Here is a 24,689-nt window from a genome sequence, read left to right as displayed (position 1 = left end):
GGCAACATCTGGCCCGTTGCCGACATCAGCCCGGACAGGTGCCGGTTGCAGGGTCCGCAGGCAGGAAGAAGCTCCGCCGCTCGCAAGCGGTGAGCTCGCGGGGCACGGTGCGCCGGGCGAAGTCGATGAGGTCCCTGGGTGTCTTGGAGACGCGAACGATGCGGATACTTTCTTTGCCGGAAACAATTGCGACATGAGTGCCGTCGGCGCTGAAAGCTGCGCGTGTAAGGCCGAGTCGAACGCTTGCTTCGTCCTGGCTGCCAAGGACTGCAAGCTGGCGCCCCGATTGCGTCGCCCATAACCGGACCGTTCGATCTTCGGTCGACGCGGTCACGATGTACAAGCCATTCGGACTGAACTCAGCGCTGTTCACCGCGCCGCTGTGGCCCCTGAGAACGGCCCTTTCCAGACCGCCGGCGACGCTCCAGATCCGCACGGTTCCATCGCGCGAGGCGGTCAGCAGCGACTGACCGTCGGGGCTGAAGGCGACCGCCGTGACCGCACCGGTATGTCCCTTCAGCGTTCCGACGGTCGCTCCGTCGGTGGTTGACCAAATTCGGGCCGTGTGGTCGCGTGAGCCCGTGGCGACCATTTGACCGTCCGGGCTGAAGGCCGCTGCCGTGACGCGATCCTGATGCCCCACAAGTGCCCTGAGCTCAGCTCCGTCCGGCTTGAGGATGTGGCCCGCATTGTCTTCCCGGGCCGCAAGCATCAGATTTCCGTCAGGGCTGAGAATGGCCTGCGGCAGATTGCTGCTTGTATTGATGACGGCCAGCTCGGTGCCGGTCGTCGCGTCCCACAGTTGCGCGGTACCGTGGATCGATGCGGATAGAAGCGATTTGCCATCGCGGCCAAACTGGATCTGGATCAAGCCGCCATCCGATCGGAACTGACCGGTCTCGTATCCCCTGGCCGCATCCCAAACACGGACCTGCCCCCCAAGAGATGCCGTCGCGACGCGCCTGCCATCCGGACTGAACGTCGCGCTTTGAACCATCTCATGTGTATCGAGCCGGACTATTTCGCGCCCGCTCGTAACATCCCATAGATGCGCCGCGCTATCGCCGCCACCGGTCAGCAGGTGGACGTTGTCGGGACTGAAGACGGCGAAAGTCGGCCGGTATTCATGAGAAAGCATGGTCGTCACGGCGCCGTCGACATCCCACAGCCGAGCGGTGCCATCGTGTGAAGCAGTGAGAAGAATGTTGCTGTCGACCGGGCTGAATTCCAGATGTTCGACCAAGGATTCATGTCCGGCGATCGTCGCCACCAACGAGGCGCGGTCAACGTCCCAGATGCGGATCGGCCCATTGACGGAAGCGGTCGCCAGGAAGCGGTCGTCTGGGCTGAAAGCACCGTTCATCTCCTCATCGCGTTCATCGGTGCCGATGTCTGAATACTTCAATTCGGAAACCTCCTGGCCGAGCACGCCATCCAGCGTGCCTGACGCTCCATCCCAAATCCGGGCAGTGCCATCGAGGGATATCGTGGCGATCCGCTGACCCCCGTGACTGAAAATCACGCCGTTCAATTGCGTATCGCTCTTGCTGCCGGCCAACTTTGCGATCTCCGTTCCTTTCGACACATCGAAAAGGCTGGAAGTGTCGCGGTGCGAATGCCAACCCCACGGACCGGCCAGCATCCGGCTTCCGTCCGGGCTGAACGCCAGGCTGTAGGGCCAGTAGTTCCCTCGGATTGTCCCCGTCAGCACGCCATCTGCGGTATTCCAGATCGAAACAAGATGTTTGCCCGCCGCCGCGAAGCTGCGGCCGTCTGAACTGAAAGCGGCACGCCCATATCCGTCGCTGTCTACGCTTAGGAGTTTCTTTCCGGTCCGAGCGTCCCAGAGCATTGCATCGCTGTCCTCCCCCGTGGTCAGCACCCGGGTGCCATCCGGGCTGAAGATTGCCGTTGGATAGTTGCCTACCGGCCGCAGGATGAAGAGCTGTTCTCCCGAGACGGCGTCCCAGAGACGTGCAGTGCTGTCCCTCGCGGCCGTCAGGATACGGCTCCCGTCCGGGCTGAATTCAGCCCTCTCCAAGGCCTCCTCATGACCTTTCAGAACTGCGGTTTCGGCGCCGCTGGAGATGTCCCAGACGGCTGCAGTCTTGTCATAGGATGCGGTGACGATGCGATCGCCGGTCGGATTGAATGCCGCATCCGCCACACCGGCGCCAGGCCGGAAGATCTTGATCTGGTGGTGCGCCAGCAGAGCCTTGTAGAGCGCTGCTTCCGCCTCGAAGAGATATGGCCGCTCGGATTGGTCTTTCGAGGGCAGTGCTTCAAGCGCCAACAGGATCGCAGCCTCGGTGTTGCCTGCCGCTGTGGACTGCTCCGAAAGAAACGAGAGCGAAAGGAACTGATTGCGCATCGCCTGGTCGCGTTGGCCCCTTGCGTCCTCGCGCGCTTTGAAGGCGACCAGCGCGCCTGCGCCCGCCATGAGAGCGAGCATTATCGCCACGATCGCGGCATTGCGCGTACGTCGGGCAAGCCGGTTTGCCGCGGCAGCCGCGAGGTTCCGGCGCTCGGCTTCGCGCTCCAGGCGCTCGCGTTTTGCCTCTTCCGCGGCCTCGATCAGCGCCAGCTCCGCGTGCCGGTCTTTCTCCTCCTTGTGCCGATGGGCACGCAAGGACTCTTCGATGTACTCAAGGACGGCATCGTCGACCTCCTCCCGTCGTGACAGCATCAGCTCTTCGCCCTCGGCGAGACGTTTGCCGGACGGAAGGAGAAGCTCCCTATTCCTGTTCTCCAGGTGCCAACGGTGAGCGTCGGCCCTGAGGCGGTCGCGTGTCTCGAGGAAGTTCCGGTTTGCGTTCACAATGTCACCGGCGCGCGGCCAACGGCTCAGCAGTGCTTCATGTGCTACGCGGACGACGACATGGCTTGCGGCGTCCTCATCGCTGACGAGGAGCCGGGCGTCGATCAGGGCCCTGACGAGGGCCGATCGCGCGGGAGTGCCTGCAACTTCGGTGAGCAGGGCAGGACGCGCCGTCACCGTTTCATCGCCCGGATTTGCCGTGGTGAGGGCGCCCAGCACCGCGGGCAAGGCCTCCTGGATCTTGGGCGCCAGCAGGTCTACGACTTCATCGGCGCGGCGGGCGATTGCGCCTTCGAGCCCGCCGAGCGCGCGATAATGCGCAAAGGTGAGGAGCCGGCGCTCGCGACCGGCCTCGTACAACGCGTCGAGCACAAACTCGAGAAGCGGCAATGATCCGGGATCGGCAGCAGCTGCCTCCTGCAGCACATCATCGAGCCGCCCCAACTCGGCATTCTGCTCGAAGCGGAGCCCGGCAACGCCCGCGGGCTCGCGGATGATCTGCGCGATCTCCGGGCCGGTCGGCGGCAGGAGTTCGTAGCTGGCGAGACCGTCCTTGAGCGCCGAGAAGCCCGGCACCTCGCCGCAGCGGTGAAAGAAGTCCGAACGGATCGCCGCGATCACCCAGACCAGTCCGCTCGCGGCCAGCACCGCCATGAACCGCACAAGGGCCTCGCGCGTCGCCGGTTGCTTCTGCGTGGTGAACAGCTCCTCGAGCTGATCGATGGCAACCAGCAATCTGATCTGCGAGCGGGCCGATCCGCCAGCCTTGCCAAGTGCCTGCCGGATCATCGCCAGCGCCCGATCCGGAGCGTTCCTGCAGAGCAGCGCCAGCTCCGTGGCTGTTACTTCGCGGGACAGTTCCGGCACAGCAGCTTCGCCAAGCAGTGCCGCAGCCAGCACAGCGAACGCATCCGGCCCTTCTGAGAGGCGGATCAGGCAGCGGCGCCACAGGGATATGCCCGCCACGGCCCCAGGCCGCGTCAAAGACGGCATCAGGCCGGCGCGCAGCAGGGAAGACTTGCCGCAACCGCTCATCCCGTAAATGAGCAGGAATGCCGTGCCGCTGGCTGCCTGCTGCTCCAATCTTGCGGTGCAGGCAGCAATCGCCCGCGCCCGGCCGAAGAACAGGTCGGCATCTTCGAATTCGAAGGCATCGAGGCCGCGAAATGGCGACTTGACCGGTTCCTCCGAAGCAAGGGGTACGCGGTAGATGCGCAAGGCGCGCGCGACACTCTTCAGCTTGTGCTCGCCGAGATCGACGAATTCCAGCGAGAGCCGGTCTTGCGCCTGGGCGTGGACCGCTTCGGTGACGCAAATCCCACCCGGTCGTGACAGAATTTGCAGATGCGCGGCGACCTCGACGGCCTCGCCCGCGAGGTGGTCGCCCTCGGCGACGACATAGCCCAGGTGGACGCCGATGCGGAAGCGCAGGCGCTTTGTCTCGGGAACTTCGCAGTCCCGCCTGTCGACCTCATGCTGGATCTCGCTCGCACACCGCATCGCCTCGACAGGGCCGGCAAACTCGGCGACCAGGCTCCCTTCGCCGTTCCAGAACGCGCGGCCCGCATGTTGGACCAGCAGCCGATCGATGATCTGCCGGTAGTCCCGGAGAGATGCGGCGGAAATCCGCTTGACTGTCGGCCGGCTCTCGGAGGCCAATTCGGCTGCCAGGATGGTCGCCATCCTCGGTCCGGCATTTGCGGGAAGGACCAGCCTGTAGCCGCGCCTCGGCACTGTCTGCACGACGGTCTGCCGGCTGTCGTTGAGCGCCGCACGGATCTCGTGAATGCATTGCACCAGGCTGTCGTCGGTGACGGCTATCCCGTTCCAGACCGCCCTCATCAGGTCGTCTTTGGTGACGACGCGATCCGCGTTCGCCAGAAGGTGACGAAGCACCGCAAAGGTCTGCTGGCGAAGTGCGATGGTCCTGTTGGACTTGTCGCGCAAGGTCTCGCTGCTCACGTCGGCGGTAATGCCGTTGAGTACGAACGTCGTGGGCGGCGAGCTATCCAAGCCGGTTTCCTCACGCACGAAGCCGCAGTCCAATGCTTCGATATTAGCACGGACTGCGAAGCGTCATCACCATCCGACGGGCGCGGAGCGCAGATTTCGGCGAATGATCGGAAGCTGTTCGTGACGCGCAGGACGCCTCGGACCGACAATTGCATGTCAGCGAGAGGCTCGCCATGGACGACCTTGTGCGGATTGCTCGATGTGCGGGTGCAAGACCGGTGCTGCGGCTCACGGCCGTCTGCTTTCTGCTCTTCGCTATGGCGTCGCAGGCTCTCGCGACCGACCGTCCCGCTGACCACCTGGCCGAAGTCGATCTGCAATTGATCCTGGCCGTGGACGTTTCGCCCTCGATGAGCAACGTTGAGCAACGAGTGCAACGCGACGGCTACGTCAGCGCCTTCCGCCACGCAGACATCGCGACCGCCATCAAGTCGGGAGAGCGGGGCAGAATTGCAGTGCTTTATCTGGAGTGGGCAGGGCCAGACCAGCAAACAGTCATCATGCCGTGGACAATTGTTGAAGGCCGCGAGGACGCCCTGATCTTGGCAGACAGGCTCGCGGCGCTGCCGTTGACCGTAGGTCGCGGAACGTCGATCTCCGGCGCATTGTGGGCGGCGCATGATCTGTTCGCGAAGAGTGGCTTGCGAAGCCCGCGCAGGGTTGTTGACGTATCCGGCGATGGACCCAACAATGCCGGAGCGCCGCTTGATCCCATCCGGCAGGTCCTTCTGGCGGAAGGCGTGACGATCAACGGGTTGCCGATCGCACTGCCCCGCATCGGCTGGGCCGGCGGGTTTGCGATCTACGACCGTTCCTATCTGCAATCCTATTTCGAACGCTGCGTCATTGGCGGACCAGACGCATTTGCGATCGGCGTCACCGAGGCCGCCATGTTCGCTACCGCGGTCCGGCTAAAGCTGGTGCGTGAAATTTCCATGAACATGGGTCAGGTGATCCACGCCGCCTACACGACGCGTTCCGACCGCACAGCCGACTGCAACATGATCGCTCAGTCGCCGGGCCGGTAAGTTCGGCAATGGGGACCGCGATGCAGGGCAGCAACGGAAGGCGCAAAGTCTAGTGGTGATGCGCTAAGTATGTGCGTTACCTAGCATCGCCCGGAGGCCTGAGTCGTTCTGGCGGAGACGTTCCTCGATCCATTGCGCCGTGCGGCCGTGGGCGTCCGAAAACAGCTCGGAATGCCGACTCCAATCCATGAAGGTGCTCGAGACCTGCGGACAGACCAAGACATCCTCGTCGCCGACGGCAATGTCCTGCGGCCCGTGTGCCAGCATACTCGCGGCAATAACCTGAAGCATGCTCGGAACCTGCGGCAGGCGGGCACGGCCGAAAGGGTTCAGCAGGGCGACCGCCAGTTCCGATCTTCCGGGGATGCGGTCATAGTCGACGTGGTATTTTTGCGGTCCATTGGACCCAAAGCTCACGATCACATTGGGGCCGGTCTTGAGTTCCCTCATCTGTTCCAGCGGCAAATTGTTCATGATGGCGCCGTCCACCAGCATATCGCCGTCAGCCGTAAAGAACGGCGGCAGGACACCCGGGAGCGAGCCGGATGCCCGAACGGCTTGCCAGAGTTTCCCACGACGGTGGACATGGGGCTGACGGCTGCTCAGATTGGTCGAAAGCGCAAAGAACGGAAGCCAAAGATCTTCGATCAGGACGTCGCCGTATTCTTCCCGAAGGGCTCGATCGAAGGCTTTGTGATCTAGAAGCGCGAAACGCGGCAAGGTGGGGCGCCGAAACGCCCTGCTCTTAACAAATACGTTGTGCGTGCCGCGGTCGATCTGCTCCGCGTCCAACCCTCTTGCGAAGCCGGCCATCATCGCGGCTCCGGAACTCGTCCCGCCGAGATAGTCGAAGCGCGCGCCCGCCTCGACGAAGGCCTTGTAGACGCCCAGATGGGCGCTGCCCAGGGACCCACCCCCCGCCGCCACGAAGCCACGGGCCTTGCAGGAAATAAATCGGACCAGGCGCTGGATATCAGACGCGTCCTCCAGCGCAACATGATGATGCTGGCCGACATGGGGACGCTCATCGAGCCACGCAGAGGTTCCGTAGACCGCAGCCGAGCGATTGTCGTGAACTAGGACAAGCCGACCGGTCGATGGTGGATGGACCGATAGCGCCAATTCCTCGGCCGTGTTCAAGCGAGGCGAGGAGGATGCGTTCGCTACAAGCAGGACGGTATCGGCCTGGCGAATGCAGACTCGTGTCCATTCATTAGGTTCTTCATCGGCGACGTAGACAACGAATTCAGCTTGCGCCTCGAGTTCGTTCAACCAGTTAAGGACCGGCTGGTCGTCGATCGGACGACCCGCGAACCTCGCGTGGACGTCATGCCGGGAAACGAACTGAGCGTGCGTGAGCGCACCGAACTCTTGCTGTAGGTGCCCGATGAAAACCGGTGAGATGCGGCTTCCGCCGGCTGCGATGATGGCAAGCGTTCGGATCTTGGCAGGTTTCTGACGTGACAAAATCGGAGATTGCGTGGCGAACCGGCGCGCCAGAGATGTTGTGACCGCCTCTCTCAGGTTCGGCAGAGCCTCGGCCGCCTTCTCGAAATGATTGCGACTGATTTCAAGGACGATCGAATCGCGCGCTGCAAGGACAGTGGCCGTACGGGGCAGCCCTGCAAAGAAACCAATTTCGCCGACCAGTTCGCCCTGTGCGATCTCGGCGACCGAGCCAATCCGATCTCCTTTGTGTACCGTAAAGCGACCGGACAGCACGACGAAGAACCTGTCCGATGGATCGCCTTCGCGAACCAGGACCTCACCGCGCCTTAGGACTAGACGGTCGGATTCGGCGGCCAAAGCCTCGAGCGCCAGCAACGACGCACGATCGAACATCAATGTCGCCGACAATAGTCTCGCGGCGAGAGAATCGACGGAGGACATTTGAGCCATCCCGAGGACGCATTCGCTCCGGCAATTGTATCCCGTGCCGCTCGTTTTTACAGCGTCGCAAGGCGCATTGGTTTCCGGTGGCGTCTGTGAGGCGCTCGATCCGCGGCAACTGGTGGGTAGCAGCGAGAGGCTTCGGAAGCCTAGGTGTTGTTAGCGGTGGTGGCGGAGGACCGTTCTCTCCGCTTCAACATTCGGCACCGGCCCATCTGTCGGTGGACTGGTAGCGGGAGAGCGCTACCGCCTTTCCCCCCCCCACCTACCAGATCGACGGTTCCTGCTCCGTCGAATCAGACCGGAAGGCCGAGTTGCTTTCGAAGGCTCTTGTCAAATGCGGACGCGGGAACGAAACGGCGCAGGAAACTGACCTGGCGAGCTGTTTTTCCGGCCGTGTAGCGCCGCTTCGGGTCTGGGTCGGTCGCAGCCGCCAGAACTGTCTTGGCCACCACCTCGGGCGTATCACCCTTTTCCATCGCTTTCCGAACCGCCTCTTTCATGCCGGCCCGCGACGAGTTGTAGATATCGAGCAATTGATCCGGGGTGGCGAGGCTTTCTTCGAATGACGTGCGGGTATAGGCGGGCTCGACCAATGCCACGCGAATTCCGAACGGGCGCACTTCGTGGTCCAGCGATTCGGAGTAGCCCTCGATCGCGTGTTTGGTCGAGGCGTAAAGTGCGAAATAGGGAGCGGGGATGAACCCCTGCACCGAACTCACATTGACGATTCTGCCCTCGCCCTGGCGTCGCATCGTCGGCAGGACCGTGTTTGTCATGCGGAAAACGCCGAAGACGTTCACGTCGAACAGCGCCTGGGCTTGACCAGTCGAGGATTCCTCGGCCGCGCCAAACAGGCCCATGCCGGCATTGTTGACAAGCAGGTCGATGCGCCCCGTTTCGTCCAGCACCTCGTCGACCAGTTGCGATACGGACGTGTCGTCGGTCACATCGCAGGTCAGCATGGTTACGCCGCCGCTTTTTCCAGAGACCGCGCGACGGCTGGTGCCGAATACGCGAAAGCCCGCGCCCTGTAGGGCGTTGGCCGTTGCATGTCCGATGCCCGAGGATGCCCCTGTGACGATGGCAACGCCAGGATTGATCTTGTTCATGGAAATCACTTTCTTGGGTTGGAGTAGAGTGGAGAAAGGCAGAAAGACCGGAGCAAAAGCGTCAATCATGAAGGGCTCCAGCGTTCACGCCTGGCACCTTCTCCGTCCCAGCGCCGGAATAGGGCGCTGGCGTTGACCCCTCCGAAGCCAAAACCGTTGGAGATCGCGTACTCCATCTCCATTCGCCGAGCCCGGTTTGCGACGAAGTCGATCCCTTCACCCGCTGGATCCGGGGTATTCAAATTGAGAGTAGGCGGTGCCACCTGATCCCTGAGCGCAAGGATCGTGAAGATCGCGCCAAGCCCGCCGGCGGCGCCGAGCAGGTGGCCTGTCGCCGACTTCGTTCCGCTGACGGCTATCCCGAAATCGTGCCCGAACACGCTCTTGATCGCTTCGATCTCACCAAGGTCGCCCACCGGCGTGGAGGTTGCATGGGCATTGAGATGACGGACCTCGCGCGCCGAAATCCCTGCCTGAGCGATTGCAATCTCCATAGCTCGGCGCGCGCCATCGCCGTCCTCGGGACCTGAAGTGACGTGATACGCATCCGCCGTCGTGCCGTAGCCGACGACCTCGGCGAGCGGTTCCGCGCCGCGCGCCAGTGCATGGCTCAACTCCTCGATGACCAGGATGCCAGCGCCTTCGCCCATGACGAAGCCGTCCCGTGACATGTCGAATGGACGAGAGGCCTGGTCGGGGCGATGATTGTAGGAGGTCGAAAGCGAGCGTGCCGCCGCAAAGCCGCCCAGACTGACCACGTTCATGCAAGCTTCGGTGCCACCGCACACGGCGACATCCGCGTCATCGGCCCGGATGAGGCGGGCGGCATCGCCGATTGCTTGGATACCTGCCGCACAGGCCGTCACAGGCGCGCCGAGCGCCCCCTTGAATCCGTAGCGAATCGAGATGTGGCCGGCCGCCATGTTGACCAGAAAGGATGGGACCGTGAATGGTGAAAGACGCCGTACTCCGCGCTGGTCGACTGTCCGCACCGCCTCCGTGATGGCCGGAAAACCTCCGACACCTGAAGCGATGATCGTTGCGGTGCGAACCCGATCGCTCTCCGAACTCGGCTCCCATCTCGCCTGGGCAAGCGCCTCTTCCGCCGCGGCCAACGCGAAAAGAATGAATCGGTCGATTCTGCGCTGGTCCTTCGGAGCCACGAAGGCATTGGCATCGAGGCCGGCCTCGGGATCGTCTTCCAGGGAGGGAACCACGCCGCCGACCTTTGCGGGCAACTCTCCCACGACCTCGTCCGCAAGCCTCGTGATGCCCGAGCGACCGCTCAGGAGCCGCGTCCAGGTTGCCTCGACGTTTGCAGCAAGCGGCGTGACCGCTCCCATGCCTGTAACGACTATGCGTCGCATATACTCACCTATCAAATCGCTTGCGCCGCGAGGCTCTGCCCCACGCGCTGGCACAATCCTGACGGACGTTGGATTGCCGCTTACCCATCAGCCTAAAGAGGTGGATAGAAGTGCATCCCGCTTGGAGAAACCACCGTCATAGGGGCGGCTCTTCCTGAGCATTGCTGGACGATGATCGCTGCAGCACGCTCTCGGCTGCGGCTTGCAGAAACTGGTTCGACAGTTGCTTGTCGTTGACGGCCCGTGAAAGGACGACCGCACCGACCATCGTCGATAGGACGGCCATGGCCTTTCCATCGGGATCCTCGCCGTGGGCATCGCCAACCCATCCGTCGAGCAGCCCGAGATATTCCCTGATCCCGGCTTCGAAGGATGCTTTTACGTCGCTGCCCTGCCTGGCAGCATCCGAGCCCAGCGCCACGACCGGGCAGCCGTCCATCCTTTCTTCGCGATGTCCGGCGCTGAGGTAGAACTCGATCACTGCACCAAGCGGGTCCTTGGGATTTTTCGCGGCCGCGTCCCACCATCGACGCGATGCGTGCTCCAGTGCCCGCCTGGAGGCCAGCGCCTCCAAGTCCTCCTTTGATGCGAATTGCTTGTAAAAAGCGCCTTGGGTCAGCCCGGCGCCCTTCATCAGATCCTTAAGGCCGATGCCGTCAAAGCCATGCTTCCGGAAAAGGCGGCTTGCCACATCGATCACCGTCTCGCGGTTTTCCGCAGCCTGAGTGCGACTCACGCGCATCATCGATCTCCTTTTTTAGATTGCGTTCGTAATCTATGCCAGTTATAGAGTGTGAATGCAATCTATTTTGACGTGAGGCGATGGGCATGAAAAAGAGACCCCTAATTGTGCTGGGCAGTATCCTGATCGCAGGATCAGCGGCACTGGCATTCGTGACACTTTCTGACCGCACGCAGGCAGCCGCCGTCGCTGCCGACCCGAGGCAGGAACCTCCGATCGTCAGACTGGTGACGGGAGAGCAAGTCACCGGGTCTGCGCGCAGTTTTACCGGCATTGTCGCGGCGCGAGTGCAGAGCAACCTTGGTTTTCGCGTGCCCGGCAAGATTGTCCAGCGCCTCGTGGATGCTGGCGATCAGGTCAAGGCTGGACAGCCGCTCATGCGGATCGACGAGACCGATCTACAACTTGCGCTCACGGCAAAGCGCAACGCAGTCGCCGCGGCACACGCTGTCCTAATCCAGGCGGCAGCAGACGAGAAACGCTATGCGGCTTTGGTGAAAGACGGATTGGCTGCAACTCCGCAGCGATACGAACAGGCCAAGACCGCGCTGGATACCGCTACGGCCCAGCTCGCCGCCGCCGAAGCGGAAGCGAAGGTCGCGGAGAACGAAGCGACATACGCAGTCCTGGTGGCGGACGCCGATGGAACGGTGGTCGATACGCTCGGTGAGCCGGGTCAGGTCGTCTCCGCCGGCCAGACAGTGGTCCGGATCGCCCAGGCCGGCCCCCGCGAAGCGGTGGTATCACTTCCCGAAACGATCAGGCCGGCGATCGGCTCGGCGGCCGAGGCCAGCGTGTATGGTGGCGATGAGCACCGCCATGCGGCACATCTGCGACAATTATCCAACTCCGCCGATACCCAGACCCGCACCTATGAGGCCCGCTACGTGCTTGACGGTGAGGCTGCGGCGGCACCGCTTGGCGCGACGGTGACCATTCGGGTTGCAACCCAGGCGAGTCAGCCTGAGGTCCAGGTGCCGTTGGGAGCCGTGCTCGACGACGGCCGGAAGACTGGCGTTTGGGTCTTGGACAAGGGCACGTCGACCGTGCACTTTCAACCCGTCCAGCTTGTTCGTGTAGCCAGCGAAACCGCTGTGATCTCCGGACTAAGCTCCAGTGTTCCCATCGTGTCGCTCGGCGCTCATCTCCTGCAAGAGGGTGCTCGCGTGAGGACTGCCTCTGAAATCGGGAGCAACTGAGGATGACCCTCAATCTTTCAGCGCTCGCCGTTCGCGAACGGGCCGTCACTCTGTTCTTCATCCTCCTGCTGGTGGCTGCCGGCGCCTACGCCTTCCTTATGCTCGGCCGAGCGGAGGACCCCAACTTTACCATCAAGACCCTGACCGTCACGACGACATGGCCAGGCGCGACAGCGCGCGAGATGCAGGACCTCGTCGCCGAACCCTTGGAGAAGCGGCTTCAGGAGCTGACCTGGTACGACCGGGTGGAGACGACTACGCGGCCGGGCTATGCGTATATGACGGTCACGCTGAAGGACAGCACGCCGCCATCCGCCGTGCAGGAAGAGTTCTACCAGGCCCGCAAGAAGCTCGGGGATGAAGCCCGCAACCTGCCGCCCGGCGTCTACGGGCCCTTCATCAACGATGAGTACTCGGATGTCAGCTTCGCTCTTTATGCGCTCAAGGCCAAAGGCATGCCGATGCGTGAGCTGGCCAGGCAGGCCGAGGCGATCCGCCAGGACCTCTTGCACGTGCCCGGCGTCAAGAAGATCAACATCCTCGGTGAACGTCCCGAGCAGATTTTCGTCGAGTTCTCCTACGCCAGGCTGGCTACGCTCGGAGTGTCGGCCCAGGATATCATTGCCGCCTTGCAGCGGCAGAACACTGTCACCCCGGCGGGCTCGATCGACACTGACGGGCCGCAGGTCTTCATCAGGGTCAATGGCGCCTATGACAGTGTCCAGACGATCGCCGACACGCCGATCGTTGCCTCCGGGCGGACGCTCAAACTTTCCGACATCGCCGAGGTCCGCCGCGGCTATGAAGATCCTCCCACGTATCTCATCCGGCGCCAGGGTGAGCCCACGATCATGCTCGCGGCCGTTATGCAGGAGGGCTGGGATGGTCGCGCACTCGGCAAGGCGCTGGAGGACAGGACGGCGGCCATCGTACGGACATTGCCGCTCGGGATGACGCTCGACAAGGTGTCAGACCAAGCGGTCAACATTACCTCGGCGGTCGACGAGTTCATGATGAAGTTCGCGATGGCGCTGGGCGTCGTGCTGCTGATCAGCCTGCTGAGCATGGGCTGGCGGGTCGGCATCGTCGTGGCGGCCGCCGTCCCCCTGACGCTTGCCGCCGTGTTCCTCATTATGCTGGAGACGGGACGGTTCTTCGATCGCATCACGCTCGGCGCGCTCATCCTGGCGCTCGGTCTTCTCGTCGACGACGCCATCATCGCGATCGAGGTGATGGTGGTCAAGATGGAAGAGGGCATGGACCGTATCAAGGCGGCGGCCTATGCCTGGAGCCACACGGCGGCACCGATGCTGTCGGGAACGCTGGTCACGATAGCCGGCTTCCTGCCGGTGGGCTTCGCTCGCTCGACGGCCGGCGAATACGCTGGCAACATCTTCTGGGTTGTGGGTTTCGCCCTCATCGTCTCCTGGATCGTCGCCGTGGTCTTCACGCCCTATCTCGGCGTCAAGATGCTGCCCGCCATCAAACCGATCGAAGGCGGTCACCACGCGATCTACGACACGCCTAACTATCGGCGCCTGAGGCGGCTCATCACTTTTGCCGTGCGCCACAAGTTCGTGACCTCCGGTATTGTCGGCATCGCTTTCACGCTCTCCGTTGTCGGCATGGGTGCCATCAAGCAGCAGTTCTTCCCCACATCCGACCGCCCGGAAGTGCTGGTGGAGGTTCGCCTGCCGGAAGGCACCAGCATCGAGACGACGACCGCCACGGTCGAGAAGCTCGAGCACTGGCTGGACGGACAGCCCGAAGCCAAGATCGTCACGAGCTATGTCGGTCAGGGCGCCCCGCGCTTCTTCTTCGCGATGGCGCCTGAGCTGCCCGATCCCGCCTTTGCCAAGATCGTCGTTCTGACCCCGAATGCCGAGGCGCGCGAGGAATTGAAGCACCGGCTTCGAGAGGCGGTGGCACAGGGCCTCGCGCCGGAAGCCAATGTGCGCGTCACGCAGCTCGTGTTCGGCCCCTACACGCCGTTCCCGGTCGAGTTCCGGGTCATGGGACCTGATCCTGCGCAACTCTACAGTATCTCCGAGAAGGCCCTCGGCATCATGCGGGGCGTCCCGGACGTGCGGCAGGCCAACCGCGACTGGGGCAATCGCACGCCCGTGCTTCGCTTCGTCCCGGACCAGGATAGATTGAGCCTCATCGGCCTGTCGCCGACCGAGGTGGCTCAGCAGCTGCAATTCCTCCTTACCGGCATCCCGGTCACGCAGGTCCGCGAGGACATCCGCAATGTCCCTATCGTGGCGCGCAGCGCCGGCGGCGAGCGGCTGGATCCGGCGCGCCTGGCGGATTTCTCATTGATGAGCCGCGACGGCCGGCAGATTCCGCTCGACCAGATCGGCCATTCCGAAATCCGTCTTGAAGAGCCGATCCTGAAGCGCCGCGACCGCACGCCCGTTATCACAATCCGCTCCGACATCAACGAAGCGACCCAGCCTCCGGAGGTCTCAAAACAGGTCGTGAAAGCCCTTCAGCCGCTGATCGCATCCCTTCCGGCTGGCTATAGCATCGAAATGGGCGGATCGATCGAGGAGGCTGAAAAAGCCAACACCGCGTTGGGCAAGATCTTCCCGGCCATGATCGCCGCCATGCTGATCGTCATCATGCTCCAAGTGCGATCCTTCTCGACGATGTTCATGGTCGTGCTAACGGGGCCGCTTGGCCTCGTCGGCGTCGTGCCGATGTTGCTCGTCTTCCACCAGCCCTTTGGCTTCAACGCCATTCTGGGCCTGATAGGATTGGCCGGCATCCTGATGCGCAACACGCTGATCCTGACCGAACAGATCAAGGAAAACCGCGCCGCAGGCCTCGACGCCTATCACGCCGTCATCGAGGCCACAGTGCAGCGCGCGCGGCCCGTGATCCTAACCGCGCTTGCCGCAGTGCTGGCCTTCATACCCCTCACGCACTCCGTCTTCTGGGGATCGATGGCCTATACGCTGATCGGGGGCACGGCGGTTGGCACGGTATTGATCCTACTCTTCCTTCCCGCGCTCTATACCGCGTGGTTCCGGATCAAACCGACCGCGGACGAGAACCATGAGGCCGCCCCAACGCAAGAGCCAGAACCGCAACTGCGGCTGGCAATGGCCGCGGAATAGGACTCGTGCCGGATGAAATGGGGTCGAGGCCGGCCCAAAGGACTTGCCTTGCGGGCGGGACGATCGTGCCCGCTTCCAGATGCTCGACGGGCAAGTCTTGCAGATCCGATTGATCAGTCCCGGAGAGATCAATGAATCACCCGATCCGAGTGCGAACTGATCTCGACTCGGTGCGCGCGCGCATTCTTGAGGTAGCGGAGAAGCACTTTCGCCGCATCGGCTCCCATAAGACGTCGATGTACGACATCGCCTCAGACCTCGGCATGAGCCGGGCAAATGTCTACCGTTTCTTTCCCTCTAGGGATGCGATCAACGGGTTCATCTGCAAGCGGATCCTGGACGAGGCTGCCGATATCGCCTTTGCGATCGCACGTACGAACGCCACGGCGTCGGAAAAAATCAGTCGGCTTTTGATCGCAATTCACAATCATGGCAAGGCGACACTGATCGAGCAGAAGCACATGCACGACATGATTGTCGCGGTCATGCGGGAGGACCGGGAGATCGTCAAAGCTCATATTGAGTGGATGGTCACGATCTTCGAGGCGATCATCCGCGAGGGCATTGGAGCGGGCGAATTCAAGGTCAGCGACCCGGCAGAGGCGGCGCGCGCGGTCAAGACCGCGTTCATGTCGTTCTTCCATCCGGTTCTGATCGAGCACTGCGTCCAACACGGCGAAGACACCGAGGCGAGCTTGCGAGAGCAGATTGGCTTTATCCTGAAAGCACTTGCCAAGTCGGACTAAGCGGCATGCAGAAACAAACGTTAGGCAATGTGCGGCACCCAGGCGGACGCCTCAACCCTTGAAATCATTCAAGATTCTTGGACGGGGCGCCACCACAACTACCCGTTTTCGCTATGATTTCAATGGCTTATGATGATTTGGTAGCGGGAGAGGGACTTGAACCCCCGACCCCAGGATTATGATTCCCGTGCTCTAACCAACTGAGCTACCCCGCCAGGGCGGCGAAAAGCCCGAAATCCACCTAAATCTAAAGGCATGTCGGAGCGTTCACCAAGGTCGGCGCGGATATAAGGTTGCGAGGGCAAGCCTGTCAAGCTTCGATGCGGCCGCCCGCCCTGCTTATTTGCGCTGCAGCAAAAGCTTTGCCGGACAGGCATTTGATCTGGGGCGCGGGGTTGAGTTCGACGGGGCACGTCGCTATGTCTCGGCCACGAAATTCTAGAGTTTGAGCGAATGAAGCCGCGCATTGCAGTCCTCGGTTGCGGATACTGGGGCAGCAACCATATCCGCACTCTCAAGGCGCTCGGCGCCTTGCACGCGGTTTCGGACCTCAATCGCGCGCGCGCGGAAGGCTTTGCCAGCGAGCAGGACTGCCTGGCGATCGAACCTGAGCTTTTGTTCAAGCGCGACGACGTCGACGGCATCGTCATGGCGCTGCCGCCGCAGTTCCACGCCGACATGGCGGTGCGCGCCATCGAGGGCGGCAAGGACGTGCTGGTGGAAAAGCCGATCGCGCTGACGGTCGCCGACGCCGAGCGCTCGGTGCAGGCGGCAAGGGACCATGGCCGCGTCTTCATGGTCGGCCATGTGCTGCGCTTCCACCCCGCTTTCGAGACGCTCAAGGGCCTGATCGACAATGGCGAGCTCGGCGAGGTGCGCTACATCCATTCGCATCGCCTCGGCCTTGGCAAGTTCCACACCGAGAACGACGCGCTGTGGGACCTTGCGCCGCACGACCTGTCGATGATCCTGGCGATCACCGGCACGGAGCCGATCGAAGTGAGAGGCGAGGGCGCCGCGCTGCTCGACAATCTCAGCGACTTCGCGCATCTGCACATGCGCTTTCCCAATGGGCTGCGCGGCCATCTCTTCGCCTCGCGGCTCAATCCCTACCGCGAGCGGCGGCTGACGGTGGTCGGCACCAAAGCTATGGCGGTATTCGACGATGTCGAGCCGTGGGAGCGCAAGCTCGCCGTCTACCGCCATGCGGTGTGGCAGGACAGCGGCCAGTGGGCCTTCACCGCCAACGAGCCGTCCTATGTGGCGGTCGGCGAAGGCATGCCGCTGACGCGCGAGCTGGCGCATTTCATGCAATGCATCGAAACGCGGGCCGAACCGCGCACCAGCGGCGAGGAAGCGATCAGGGTGCTGCGCATCCTGACGGCGGGCACCGTCACCCACTCCGGCCCTTCATCCTGAGCCTGGGCCAAAGACGCCCTTGACGTCCGGAAATCGCGGCGAAGCGCGTCGCGCTATTCGGCGGGGATCTGCGCCGGACGGGCGGCAAGCCGCGTCAGCATGGCCTCGGCCTCGGCGCCGCGCTCCGAGCGTTCGATGAAGCCGCCGCCGAACACGCGCGCCACGTTGCCGTCGTCGGAATAGAGCACGCAGGCCTGGCCGGGCGCGATGCCCGACTCGCCGTCGACCAGCTCCACCGAGGTGATGCCGTCGCGGTGATGCAGCACCGCCGGACGCGGCGGGCGCGTCGAGCGGACCTTGGCGAACAGTTCCAGCCCGCCGGCCGGCACGTCGGCGAGCGGCCCGTCGCCCAGCCAGTTCATATTGCGCAGATAGATCTTGTGCGTCTCCAGCGCCTCGCGCGGGCCGACGATGACGCGGGCACGGTCGGCGTCGAGATGGACGACATAAAGCGGCTCGCCGGAGGCGATGCCGATGCCGCGGCGCTGGCCGATCGTGTAGCGCAGGATGCCTTCATGACGCCCGAGCACGCGGCCGTCGATGTGGACGATGTCGCCCGGATTGGCGGCGGCCGGCTTCAGCTTGGCGATGATGTCTGAATATTTGCCCTGCGGCACGAAGCAGATGTCCTGGCTGTCCTGCTTGGCGGCGACCGTCAGCCCCATCTCCCCGGCGATGGCGCGAACCTGCGGCTTCGACAGGGCACCCAGCGGAAAGCGCAGATAGTCGATCTGCGCCTGCGTGGTGGCGAACAGGAAATAGCTCTGGTCGCGGTCGGCATCGACCGGGCGGTAGAGCGCGCGATGGGCGCCATTGGCGCCGGAGCGGATGTAGTGGCCGGTGGCCAGAGCATCGGCGCCAAGGTCCTGCGCGGTCGCGAGAAGGTCGGCGAACTTCACCGTCTGGTTGCACGAGACGCAGGGGATCGGCGTCTCGCCGGCGACATAGGAATCGGCGAAGGGATCGATGACCGCCTTGCGGAAGCGCTCCTCGTAGTCGAGCACATAATGCGGGATGCCGAGCGTCTCGGAGACACGACGGGCGTCGTCGATGTCCTGGCCGGCGCAGCACGAGCCGGCGCGATGCGTCGCCGCGCCATGGTCATAGAGCTGCAGCGTGACGCCGACGACGTCATAGCCTTCGTGCTTCAGGATGCCGGCGACGACGGAGGAATCGACGCCGCCCGACATGGCGACGACGACGCGGGTGTTTTCGGGGCGTCCGGGAAGGTCGAGGCTGTTCATGGTTCTTTCGTTCTGCGTGGCGTCTGAATGCCAATGGCCGGAATATAGGTCAAGCACCCGCGTGGCGCCAGCGTCTCCCGGACGGGTCGATTTTTTGCCTGCAAAATCAATGCCCGGCGGCGCATCTCTCAAATGCCGAGGAAAACGCTAACGCGACGTTCACGATCCTTACCTAGTCATTAGGGTTCGCTTAGGCAATTTTTAAAGCTGTGGCGGTACTGTGGCGGGGATTGGGTCTTTGAGTTTTTTGTAGAGAGTACGATGACCGATCTGGTTAGACCGCGAGTCAAGTATGTTATCGGGCCTGACGGCAGCCCTCTTACGATTGCCGATCTGCCGCCGACCAATACGAGGCGCTGGGTTATCCGGCGCAAGGCGGAAGTTGTGGCCGCGGTGCGCGGCGGACTGCTCAGCCTCGAAGAGGCTTGCCAGCGCTACAAGCTCACCACCGAGGAATTCCTCTCCTGGCAAGCGTCGATCGACGAATACGGCCTTGCCGGGCTGCGCACGACGCGCATCCAGCAATACCGGCATTGATGCCTCTCCAGGCTAAACGAAGGGCGCGGTAAACCGCGCCCTTCGCGTTTTCTGTCGGATCGTGCCGCGCTCAGACCGCCAGCACCACCTTGCCGATCGGCCTGGCGGCGAGGAAGGCATGGGCGTCGCCGGCTTGCGCCAGCGGAAAGCTTTCGGCCACATGCACGGCAAGCTTCTTCGCGTCGATCAGTTTGCCGAGTTCAATGAGACCGTCGCGATCCGGCACCACCGACATGCGCTCGACGCGGATGCCGCGGGCGCCGGCCGTTGCCCTGGTGGCGTCGTGAACGTTGAGCAGCGAAACCAGCACGCCGCCGTCACGCACGACTTTCAGCGACTGATCGGCATGATCGGCACCGATTGCGTCCAGCACCAGATCGACATCGCCGACCTTTTCGGTGAAATCACCTGCGGTGTAGTCGACGACCTCGTCGGCGCCGATCGATCGCACGAAGTCGAGCTTGTCGGGACTGGCGGTGGCGATGACATGGGCGCCGAGCGCCTTGGCGATCTGCACCGCCAGATGGCCGACCCCGCCGGCCGCCGCGTGCACCAGCACGCGCTGACCCTTTCTCAGGCCGCCATGGCGGACGAGGCCTTGCCAGGCTGTCAGGCCGGCCAGGGGCAGCGCCGCGGCGTGGATATGATCGATGCTGTCGGGCTTTGGCGCAATCTCGTCGGCGGGGGCCACGGCGAGTTCGGCGTAGGCCGCCGCCTGCTTCGGAAAGTGCGGCATGCCGAACACCTGATCGCCAACCTTGAGGCCGCTCACATCGGGGCCAAGCGCCTCGATGGTTCCGGAAATGTCCCAGCCGAGGATGAAGGGCGGCTCGCCGAGCAGCGGATAGTGGCCGCCGCGCACCGCGCCGTCGACAGGGTTGATGCCGGCCGCGCTGACGCGGACCAGCACTTCGCCGGCTTTCGGCGCCGGGTCCGGCCGGTCGGCGATGACAAGGACGTCGGGACCGCCGACGGTATTCTGGGTAACGGCACGCATGAGAGGCTCCTCGTAAGTTGGTGTGCCGCTATCATTTGGATAGTAATATTCCCTTGTCCAGTATGTAGCTTTTCTATATATAGGCACCTCATGGATAGCGATAACGACTCCCCCTTCGGCTATGACGCGTACCGGCGGACGTGCCCTTCGCACACCGTGCTCGAAATGCTGGCCAGCAAATGGGTCTACCTGACCGTCTGCGCGCTGCGCCGCGGGCGGATGCGCAATGGCGAGCTGGCCCGCAAGCTCGAAGGCATCACGCCCAAAATGCTGACGCAGACGCTGCGTGTGCTCGAGCGCGACGGGCTGGTGCGGCGGGAGATCTTTCCGGTGATTCCGCCAAGGGTCGAATATGAGCTGACCGATCTCGGCCGGAACCTGGCGGGACTGCTCAATCAGATACGGTCCTGGTCGGAAGAGCACGCGCCCGACATCAAGGCGGCCCGCATCCGGGCATCGATGGATCCTCAAGAGGATCATGCGACGCTGGGCTGAGCGGCCGCCAGGCTCCTGGCGGTTCGCCGGCTCGCGTCGCGGAGGTAGCGCTCGGCGGCGGCTTTACCCGATCATTGCGCTGCGGCCGCCGAGTTCGGCGTCGCGTATCTTGGTGTCGCGCGATTCCAGCATCTCTGCCTTGGAAAGCTCCGCTTCAGCTTCGCCGAGTAATGATTCGGCAGCGCTTCGCTGTTGGGCGAGGTCGCTTTGCGAATTTCTAAGGTTGTCGCGGCGCAGGCGCGCCGCCTTGGCGAAGGTCGGATAGGCAAAATGGTTGATGTCGGTGATGCCGGCCTTCTTCTCCTCGGCGGCGATCTGCACCTCCAGTTCGACGGCCATGCGTTCGAACTCGGCGATCATCATGTCGAGCTGCAGCAGCTGCCGCCGCTTCTCATTCACCTGAAACTGTTTCAGCCGAACGAGGTTTTCACGTGACTTCATGATTCGGTACTCCCGGAAACGCACACCCGCACATATCGTCCAATCCGCCCGGAAAGGCCCAAGCGCTGCCCGTATCCCCTGGCTTTCCCCCCACTATGGGAAACAAACTCCTAAAGTTTTTTGCCGTTGGTAACCATTCGTTTACGGGCATTGTTAATCATACGGCCGAGGACTTAAGGCCGGGTAAAAATTCCGGCTTTCGACGGGAAGCCGACCAGCGAGTCCCTGGAGTCACTTAGGCTGGCTTATTAATGTGGTGCATTAGCGGTTTTGGTCTGTGATTCATTATTAGATTCAAGAGGGTGTAGAAAGGGGTTAAAAAATCTGGTATCGTCCTCGGCACGAAATTAGGTTTTGTTAACCATTCAATGGCACCTTCTGTTCAGGCAATCACTGCTCCGGGTCCCGGACGGGTCGTGACATGGTCCGGCAGCAGAAAAGGGGAATGAAATGCGTGTTCTGCTGATAGAAGATGACAGTGCAACCGCACAAAGCATCGAATTGATGCTGAAATCGGAAAGCTTCAACGTCTATACGACCGATCTCGGCGAAGAAGGTGTCGACCTCGGCAAGCTCTACGACTACGATATCATCCTTCTCGATCTCAATCTCCCCGACATGTCGGGCTATGAAGTCTTGAGAACGCTTCGCCTGTCCAAGGTGAAGACGCCCATCCTGATCCTGTCCGGCATGGCCGGCATCGAGGACAAGGTGCGCGGCCTCGGCTTCGGCGCCGACGACTACATGACCAAGCCATTCCACAAGGACGAGCTGGTGGCGCGCATCCACGCCATCGTGCGGCGCTCCAAGGGCCATGCCCAGTCGGTCATCACCACCGGCGACCTGGTGGTCAACCTCGACGCCAAGACCGTCGAAGTCGGCGGCCAGCGCGTGCACCTGACCGGCAAGGAATACCAGATGCTGGAGCTGCTCTCGCTGCGCAAGGGCACCACGCTGACCAAGGAAATGTTCCTCAACCACCTCTATGGTGGCATGGACGAGCCGGAACTGAAGATCATCGACGTCTTCATCTGCAAGCTGCGCAAGAAGCTGGATGCGGCGTCGGGTGGTCAGAACTACATCGAGACGGTCTGGGGCCGCGGTTACGTGCTGCGCGAGCCGGAAGACATTCGCGTCAGCGCCTGACACGCCCTGTCGATTGTTTTTGAACACAAAAAACCCGGCTTCAGCCGGGTTTTTTGTTGCCGATCCGGGCCGGCCGTCAGGCGGCGATTTTCAGGACGCGAAAGCGTTCCAGCAATTGCGGCCGATTGAACGGCTTCAAGAGATAGCCCTGGGCGCCGGCCCGCTTTGCCCGCATGATCGAGGCGACATCGACTTCGACCAGCGAGATCAGGATCTGCGGCTTGACCGCGCTCTCCATGGCGCGAACCCGGCGAATGAAGTCGACCGCCTGCATGTCCGGCAGGCCGCCATCGACCACGATGACGTCAGGCATCTCGGCGGCGCACACCTCGACGGCATCAAGGCCGCTGGCGGCTTCGATCACGGTGAAGTCGGAGCCACCGAGGATGCGTTTTGCGACCTTCCTGATGACGCTCGAATCGTCGACGAACAGGCAGCGTTTCATTTCCGGGTCCTCTTTGCCATCTGGCGAACCGGCAACCTCTGGGCAACCGCAGCCACCATAGTTCAATCTGGTAAAGAAGCGGAAAAGCCGTTAGGTAAAGTTTTTGCAAAGATGCGGCGAGTTCGCCCCTTTCGTCGCGAACTCGGTTTTGGTCAGGCCAACAAAACTTTCTACGCCTGAAATGCAGGCCCAGCCGCAAATATTATTTGAAATAAATACTTGATCTGTTCTTGCCGACAGAACAGGCCGCTCAAGCGGCCGACAGCACGATTTCCTCGGCCGTCGCGTGGATCGAAATCGTCATGTTGGCCTCGCGCGCCAAGAGCAGCGTGTAATAGGGCTGGACCGAATGGGCGTCGATCGGTTCCTCGGGCTTGTGGCCGGAATGCAGTTCGAGGAATTTCGGCGGCACGCGCAGCATCGGACCGGCGGCCGACAGCGCAAAACGCGGCTCGGTGTCGAGATTCTCCAGCGTGACGACAAGCTTGCCGCCGCGTGGAATGGCGGCGTTGGCGACGAGAATGAGGTTGAGCAGCAGCTTGACCTTGTTCTTGGGCAGCAGCGCGCGGGCCCCGTTCCACACCAGTTCCGGCTTCTCGTTCTTGAGGAAGGCGATGGCGACCGCCTCGGCGTCGCCGGTGTCGATCATCATGCCGGCCGAGCCGGCGGCGCCGAAGGCGATGCGGGCGAATTGCAGCCGGGCCGAGGCATTCCTGGCGCTCTGGCGGATCAGCTTCATGGCGTCTTCGTCGGCGCCGCCCTCGTCGAGCAATTCAAGGCCGTTGTTGATGGCGCCGACCGGCGAGATGATGTCGTGGCAGACCCGGCTGCAGAGCAGCGCGGCAAGGTCGGGTGCGGAAAGGGTGAAAAGCTCGGCCATAGGCGAAGTCCCTGCTAAAGTTATTCACGGCCGAGCGATCAGTCGTCGCGCCCCGCCCGCACGAATCACGCGCTCTCCCTGGGCACCCTGAATACACAGCGCCCGAGCGTGCAGCAACAAATCCAAAATTGTCGTCGGCGAAAATGGTGGATTCGCGCGGAAATGCCGGGCTCCGCGCAGCGTTTCGGGGCCAGAGCTGGGTTCCCCGGCCTTCGAACCGCCATCTTCATGTGAGAGCTTAATGGTTGAAAAAGGATTACGGCATAGTTTGCCAGTGATAGTCACCTCGAGCGGCCGCCAAGAGCCGTGGGGGGTGCGAGGCGTCGGCGAAAGTGCTCCCTGACGGAGATTGGAAGCATGTTTTCCCGATTCTACGACCGGAATCTTTTCCGTGTCATTTCCATGGCGATTGCCCTCATGGGCGCTCTCGTCTTCTCAACCTCCGCGCTGCGGGCACAGGAATATACCGCCCAGGAGATCATTGATTCCGGCCACAAGTTCTTCGGCGCGACCTCCGGCGGCCTGGCCACGGTCGTCGAGAAGATCTTCGCCTCCTACGGCCTGCCCAACGGCTACCTGCTCGGTGAGGAAGGGTCCGGCGCGCTGATCGGCGGCCTGACCTATGGCGAGGGCACCCTCTACACCAAGAATGCCGGCGACCATAAGGTGTTCTGGCAGGGCCCTTCGCTCGGCTGGGACTTCGGCGGCGAGGGATCGCGCGTCATGATGCTCGTCTACAACCTCGACGACATAGGCAATCTCTATAACCGGTTCGGCGGTGTCGCCGGCTCCGCCTATGTCGTTGCGGGCGTCGGCTTCAACGTGCTGCAGAACAACAGGGTGCTGCTCGTCCCGATCCGGACCGGCGTCGGCGCCAGGCTGGGCGTCAATCTCGGCTATCTGAAACTCACGCAGCGGCCGACCTGGAATCCGTTCTGACAAGGTCATGACGGTGCCAATCCAACATCAGAACTGCTTGTTGCAGGTCTTGCCGCGGCATGCTCTTGCCGCGGCACTGGATTTCCGTCATGCCAAGATGGCAAAGTCG

The 24,689-nt window shown here is 62.6% G+C and carries 19 protein-coding genes and 1 tRNA gene; 9 read left to right on the top strand and 11 right to left on the bottom strand.

Annotated elements, in window-relative coordinates; all coding sequences use genetic code 11:
- Window positions 1-25: 25 nt before the first annotated feature.
- On the bottom strand, window positions 26-4,831 hold the full coding sequence (locus EN786_RS01845; protein WP_127308871.1) for a winged helix-turn-helix domain-containing protein: 4,806 nt from the start codon (window positions 4,829-4,831) through the stop codon (window positions 26-28).
- Window positions 4,832-5,004: 173 nt separating this feature from the next.
- Between EN786_RS01845 and EN786_RS01840 the strand changes: the two genes are divergently transcribed.
- Window positions 5,005-5,859, top strand: a complete 855-nt coding sequence (locus tag EN786_RS01840) for a DUF1194 domain-containing protein (RefSeq protein WP_127308872.1) — start codon at window positions 5,005-5,007, stop codon at window positions 5,857-5,859.
- A gap of 63 nt (window positions 5,860-5,922) precedes the next feature.
- On the opposite strand, the gene EN786_RS01835 is transcribed toward EN786_RS01840, so the two are convergent.
- The 4 genes from EN786_RS01835 to EN786_RS01820 form a co-directional block, all read right to left on the bottom strand.
- A complete protein-coding gene (locus tag EN786_RS01835) occupies window positions 5,923-7,749 on the bottom strand; it encodes a patatin-like phospholipase family protein (RefSeq protein WP_189340215.1) in 1,827 nt (608 codons plus the stop codon).
- A gap of 296 nt (window positions 7,750-8,045) precedes the next feature.
- Window positions 8,046-8,861, bottom strand: coding sequence for an oxidoreductase (locus tag EN786_RS01830; RefSeq protein ID WP_127282285.1), 816 nt, complete (start codon window positions 8,859-8,861; stop codon window positions 8,046-8,048).
- 65 nt (window positions 8,862-8,926) lie between these two features.
- Window positions 8,927-10,228: a beta-ketoacyl-ACP synthase II gene (gene fabF / locus EN786_RS01825; protein ID WP_127282281.1), complete on the bottom strand. Its 1,302-nt coding sequence runs from the start codon at window positions 10,226-10,228 to the stop codon at window positions 8,927-8,929.
- A 136-nt stretch (window positions 10,229-10,364) separates the two neighbouring features.
- Window positions 10,365-10,970 (bottom strand): TetR/AcrR family transcriptional regulator, encoded by a 606-nt coding sequence (locus tag EN786_RS01820; RefSeq protein ID WP_127282280.1) that lies wholly within the window; start codon window positions 10,968-10,970, stop codon window positions 10,365-10,367.
- A gap of 86 nt (window positions 10,971-11,056) precedes the next feature.
- Here EN786_RS01820 and EN786_RS01815 point away from each other — a divergent pair, with 86 nt between their 5' ends.
- The 3 genes from EN786_RS01815 (at window position 11,057) to EN786_RS01805 (ending at window position 16,037) form a co-directional block, all read left to right on the top strand.
- Window positions 11,057-12,169: an efflux RND transporter periplasmic adaptor subunit gene (locus tag EN786_RS01815; protein WP_127308874.1), complete on the top strand. Its 1,113-nt coding sequence runs from the start codon at window positions 11,057-11,059 to the stop codon at window positions 12,167-12,169.
- A gap of 2 nt (window positions 12,170-12,171) precedes the next feature.
- A complete protein-coding gene (locus tag EN786_RS01810; protein ID WP_127308875.1) occupies window positions 12,172-15,291 on the top strand; it encodes an efflux RND transporter permease subunit in 3,120 nt (1,039 codons plus the stop codon).
- A 131-nt stretch (window positions 15,292-15,422) separates the two neighbouring features.
- The gene (locus EN786_RS01805; protein ID WP_127282277.1) at window positions 15,423-16,037 is read left to right on the top strand and encodes a TetR family transcriptional regulator; all 615 of its coding nucleotides are present in this window, start codon (window positions 15,423-15,425) and stop codon (window positions 16,035-16,037) included.
- 138 nt (window positions 16,038-16,175) lie between these two features.
- On the opposite strand, the gene EN786_RS01800 is transcribed toward EN786_RS01805, so the two are convergent.
- Window positions 16,176-16,252 (bottom strand) — tRNA-Met (locus EN786_RS01800).
- A gap of 238 nt (window positions 16,253-16,490) precedes the next feature.
- Here EN786_RS01800 and EN786_RS01795 point away from each other — a divergent pair.
- Entirely contained in the window at window positions 16,491-17,456 is a 966-nt protein-coding gene (locus EN786_RS01795) for a Gfo/Idh/MocA family oxidoreductase (RefSeq protein WP_127310660.1), read from the top strand.
- Between the two features lie 53 nt (window positions 17,457-17,509).
- On the opposite strand, the gene mnmA is transcribed toward EN786_RS01795, so the two are convergent.
- Window positions 17,510-18,700, bottom strand: coding sequence for a tRNA 2-thiouridine(34) synthase MnmA (gene mnmA, locus EN786_RS01790; RefSeq protein ID WP_127310661.1), 1,191 nt, complete (start codon window positions 18,698-18,700; stop codon window positions 17,510-17,512).
- Between the two features lie 261 nt (window positions 18,701-18,961).
- On the opposite strand from mnmA, the gene EN786_RS01785 reads away from it, so the two are divergent.
- Window positions 18,962-19,237, top strand: coding sequence for a DUF1153 domain-containing protein (locus tag EN786_RS01785; RefSeq protein ID WP_006203587.1), 276 nt, complete (start codon window positions 18,962-18,964; stop codon window positions 19,235-19,237).
- Window positions 19,238-19,307: 70 nt separating this feature from the next.
- Here EN786_RS01785 and EN786_RS01780 read toward each other — a convergent pair whose 3' ends face one another.
- A complete protein-coding gene (locus EN786_RS01780) occupies window positions 19,308-20,234 on the bottom strand; it encodes an NADP-dependent oxidoreductase (protein ID WP_127310662.1) in 927 nt (308 codons plus the stop codon).
- 90 nt (window positions 20,235-20,324) lie between these two features.
- Here EN786_RS01780 and EN786_RS01775 point away from each other — a divergent pair, with 90 nt between their 5' ends.
- A complete protein-coding gene (locus EN786_RS01775) occupies window positions 20,325-20,729 on the top strand; it encodes a helix-turn-helix domain-containing protein (RefSeq protein WP_127310663.1) in 405 nt (134 codons plus the stop codon).
- Between the two features lie 63 nt (window positions 20,730-20,792).
- Here EN786_RS01775 and EN786_RS01770 read toward each other — a convergent pair whose 3' ends face one another.
- Window positions 20,793-21,170, bottom strand: a complete 378-nt coding sequence (locus EN786_RS01770; protein ID WP_127282272.1) for a flagellar export protein FliJ — start codon at window positions 21,168-21,170, stop codon at window positions 20,793-20,795.
- 450 nt (window positions 21,171-21,620) lie between these two features.
- Here EN786_RS01770 and ctrA point away from each other — a divergent pair, with 450 nt between their 5' ends.
- Window positions 21,621-22,316: a cell cycle two-component system response regulator CtrA gene (ctrA, locus tag EN786_RS01765; RefSeq protein ID WP_006203583.1), complete on the top strand. Its 696-nt coding sequence runs from the start codon at window positions 21,621-21,623 to the stop codon at window positions 22,314-22,316.
- Window positions 22,317-22,392: 76 nt separating this feature from the next.
- Here ctrA and EN786_RS01760 read toward each other — a convergent pair whose 3' ends face one another.
- Window positions 22,393-22,761: a response regulator gene (locus EN786_RS01760; RefSeq protein WP_127282271.1), complete on the bottom strand. Its 369-nt coding sequence runs from the start codon at window positions 22,759-22,761 to the stop codon at window positions 22,393-22,395.
- Window positions 22,762-23,011: 250 nt separating this feature from the next.
- Window positions 23,012-23,641 carry a histidine phosphotransferase family protein gene (locus tag EN786_RS01755; RefSeq protein ID WP_127282270.1) on the bottom strand — a complete coding sequence of 210 codons (630 nt, stop codon included), beginning with the start codon at window positions 23,639-23,641 and terminating at the stop codon, window positions 23,012-23,014.
- A gap of 402 nt (window positions 23,642-24,043) precedes the next feature.
- Here EN786_RS01755 and EN786_RS01750 point away from each other — a divergent pair, with 402 nt between their 5' ends.
- Window positions 24,044-24,580 carry an EipA family protein gene (locus EN786_RS01750; protein WP_245478323.1) on the top strand — a complete coding sequence of 179 codons (537 nt, stop codon included), beginning with the start codon at window positions 24,044-24,046 and terminating at the stop codon, window positions 24,578-24,580.
- The last annotated feature ends 109 nt before the right edge of the window (window positions 24,581-24,689 follow it).

It is taken from the genome of Mesorhizobium sp. M4B.F.Ca.ET.143.01.1.1 (genome assembly GCF_004792275.1).
GTDB lineage: Bacteria > Pseudomonadota > Alphaproteobacteria > Rhizobiales > Rhizobiaceae > Mesorhizobium > Mesorhizobium abyssinicae.
The sequence above is the reverse complement of the archived record's forward strand: the minus strand, read 5'-3'. Positions and strand labels throughout refer to the sequence as shown.

Excerpts from the sequence above, each read along its gene's own strand:
- fabF (WP_127282281.1), bottom strand. The coding sequence starts at position 10,228 with ATGCGACGCATAGTCGTTACAGGCATGGGAGCGGTCACGCCGCTTGCT.
- EN786_RS01780 (WP_127310662.1), bottom strand. The coding sequence starts at position 20,234 with ATGCGTGCCGTTACCCAGAATACCGTCGGCGGTCCCGACGTCCTTGTC.
- EN786_RS01795 (WP_127310660.1), top strand. The coding sequence starts at position 16,491 with ATGAAGCCGCGCATTGCAGTCCTCGGTTGCGGATACTGGGGCAGCAAC.
- mnmA (WP_127310661.1), bottom strand. The coding sequence starts at position 18,700 with ATGAACAGCCTCGACCTTCCCGGACGCCCCGAAAACACCCGCGTCGTC.
- EN786_RS01830 (WP_127282285.1), bottom strand. The coding sequence starts at position 8,861 with ATGAACAAGATCAATCCTGGCGTTGCCATCGTCACAGGGGCATCCTCG.
- EN786_RS01805 (WP_127282277.1), top strand. The coding sequence starts at position 15,423 with ATGAATCACCCGATCCGAGTGCGAACTGATCTCGACTCGGTGCGCGCG.
- EN786_RS01820 (WP_127282280.1), bottom strand. The coding sequence starts at position 10,970 with ATGCGCGTGAGTCGCACTCAGGCTGCGGAAAACCGCGAGACGGTGATC.
- EN786_RS01815 (WP_127308874.1), top strand. The coding sequence starts at position 11,057 with ATGAAAAAGAGACCCCTAATTGTGCTGGGCAGTATCCTGATCGCAGGA.
- EN786_RS01750 (WP_245478323.1), top strand. The coding sequence starts at position 24,044 with ATGGCGATTGCCCTCATGGGCGCTCTCGTCTTCTCAACCTCCGCGCTG.
- EN786_RS01755 (WP_127282270.1), bottom strand. The coding sequence starts at position 23,641 with ATGGCCGAGCTTTTCACCCTTTCCGCACCCGACCTTGCCGCGCTGCTC.
- ctrA (WP_006203583.1), top strand. The coding sequence starts at position 21,621 with ATGCGTGTTCTGCTGATAGAAGATGACAGTGCAACCGCACAAAGCATC.
- EN786_RS01775 (WP_127310663.1), top strand. The coding sequence starts at position 20,325 with ATGGATAGCGATAACGACTCCCCCTTCGGCTATGACGCGTACCGGCGG.
- EN786_RS01810 (WP_127308875.1), top strand. The coding sequence starts at position 12,172 with ATGACCCTCAATCTTTCAGCGCTCGCCGTTCGCGAACGGGCCGTCACT.
- EN786_RS01770 (WP_127282272.1), bottom strand. The coding sequence starts at position 21,170 with ATGAAGTCACGTGAAAACCTCGTTCGGCTGAAACAGTTTCAGGTGAAT.
- EN786_RS01785 (WP_006203587.1), top strand. The coding sequence starts at position 18,962 with ATGACCGATCTGGTTAGACCGCGAGTCAAGTATGTTATCGGGCCTGAC.
- EN786_RS01840 (WP_127308872.1), top strand. The coding sequence starts at position 5,005 with ATGGACGACCTTGTGCGGATTGCTCGATGTGCGGGTGCAAGACCGGTG.
- EN786_RS01760 (WP_127282271.1), bottom strand. The coding sequence starts at position 22,761 with ATGAAACGCTGCCTGTTCGTCGACGATTCGAGCGTCATCAGGAAGGTC.
- EN786_RS01835 (WP_189340215.1), bottom strand. The coding sequence starts at position 7,749 with ATGTCCTCCGTCGATTCTCTCGCCGCGAGACTATTGTCGGCGACATTG.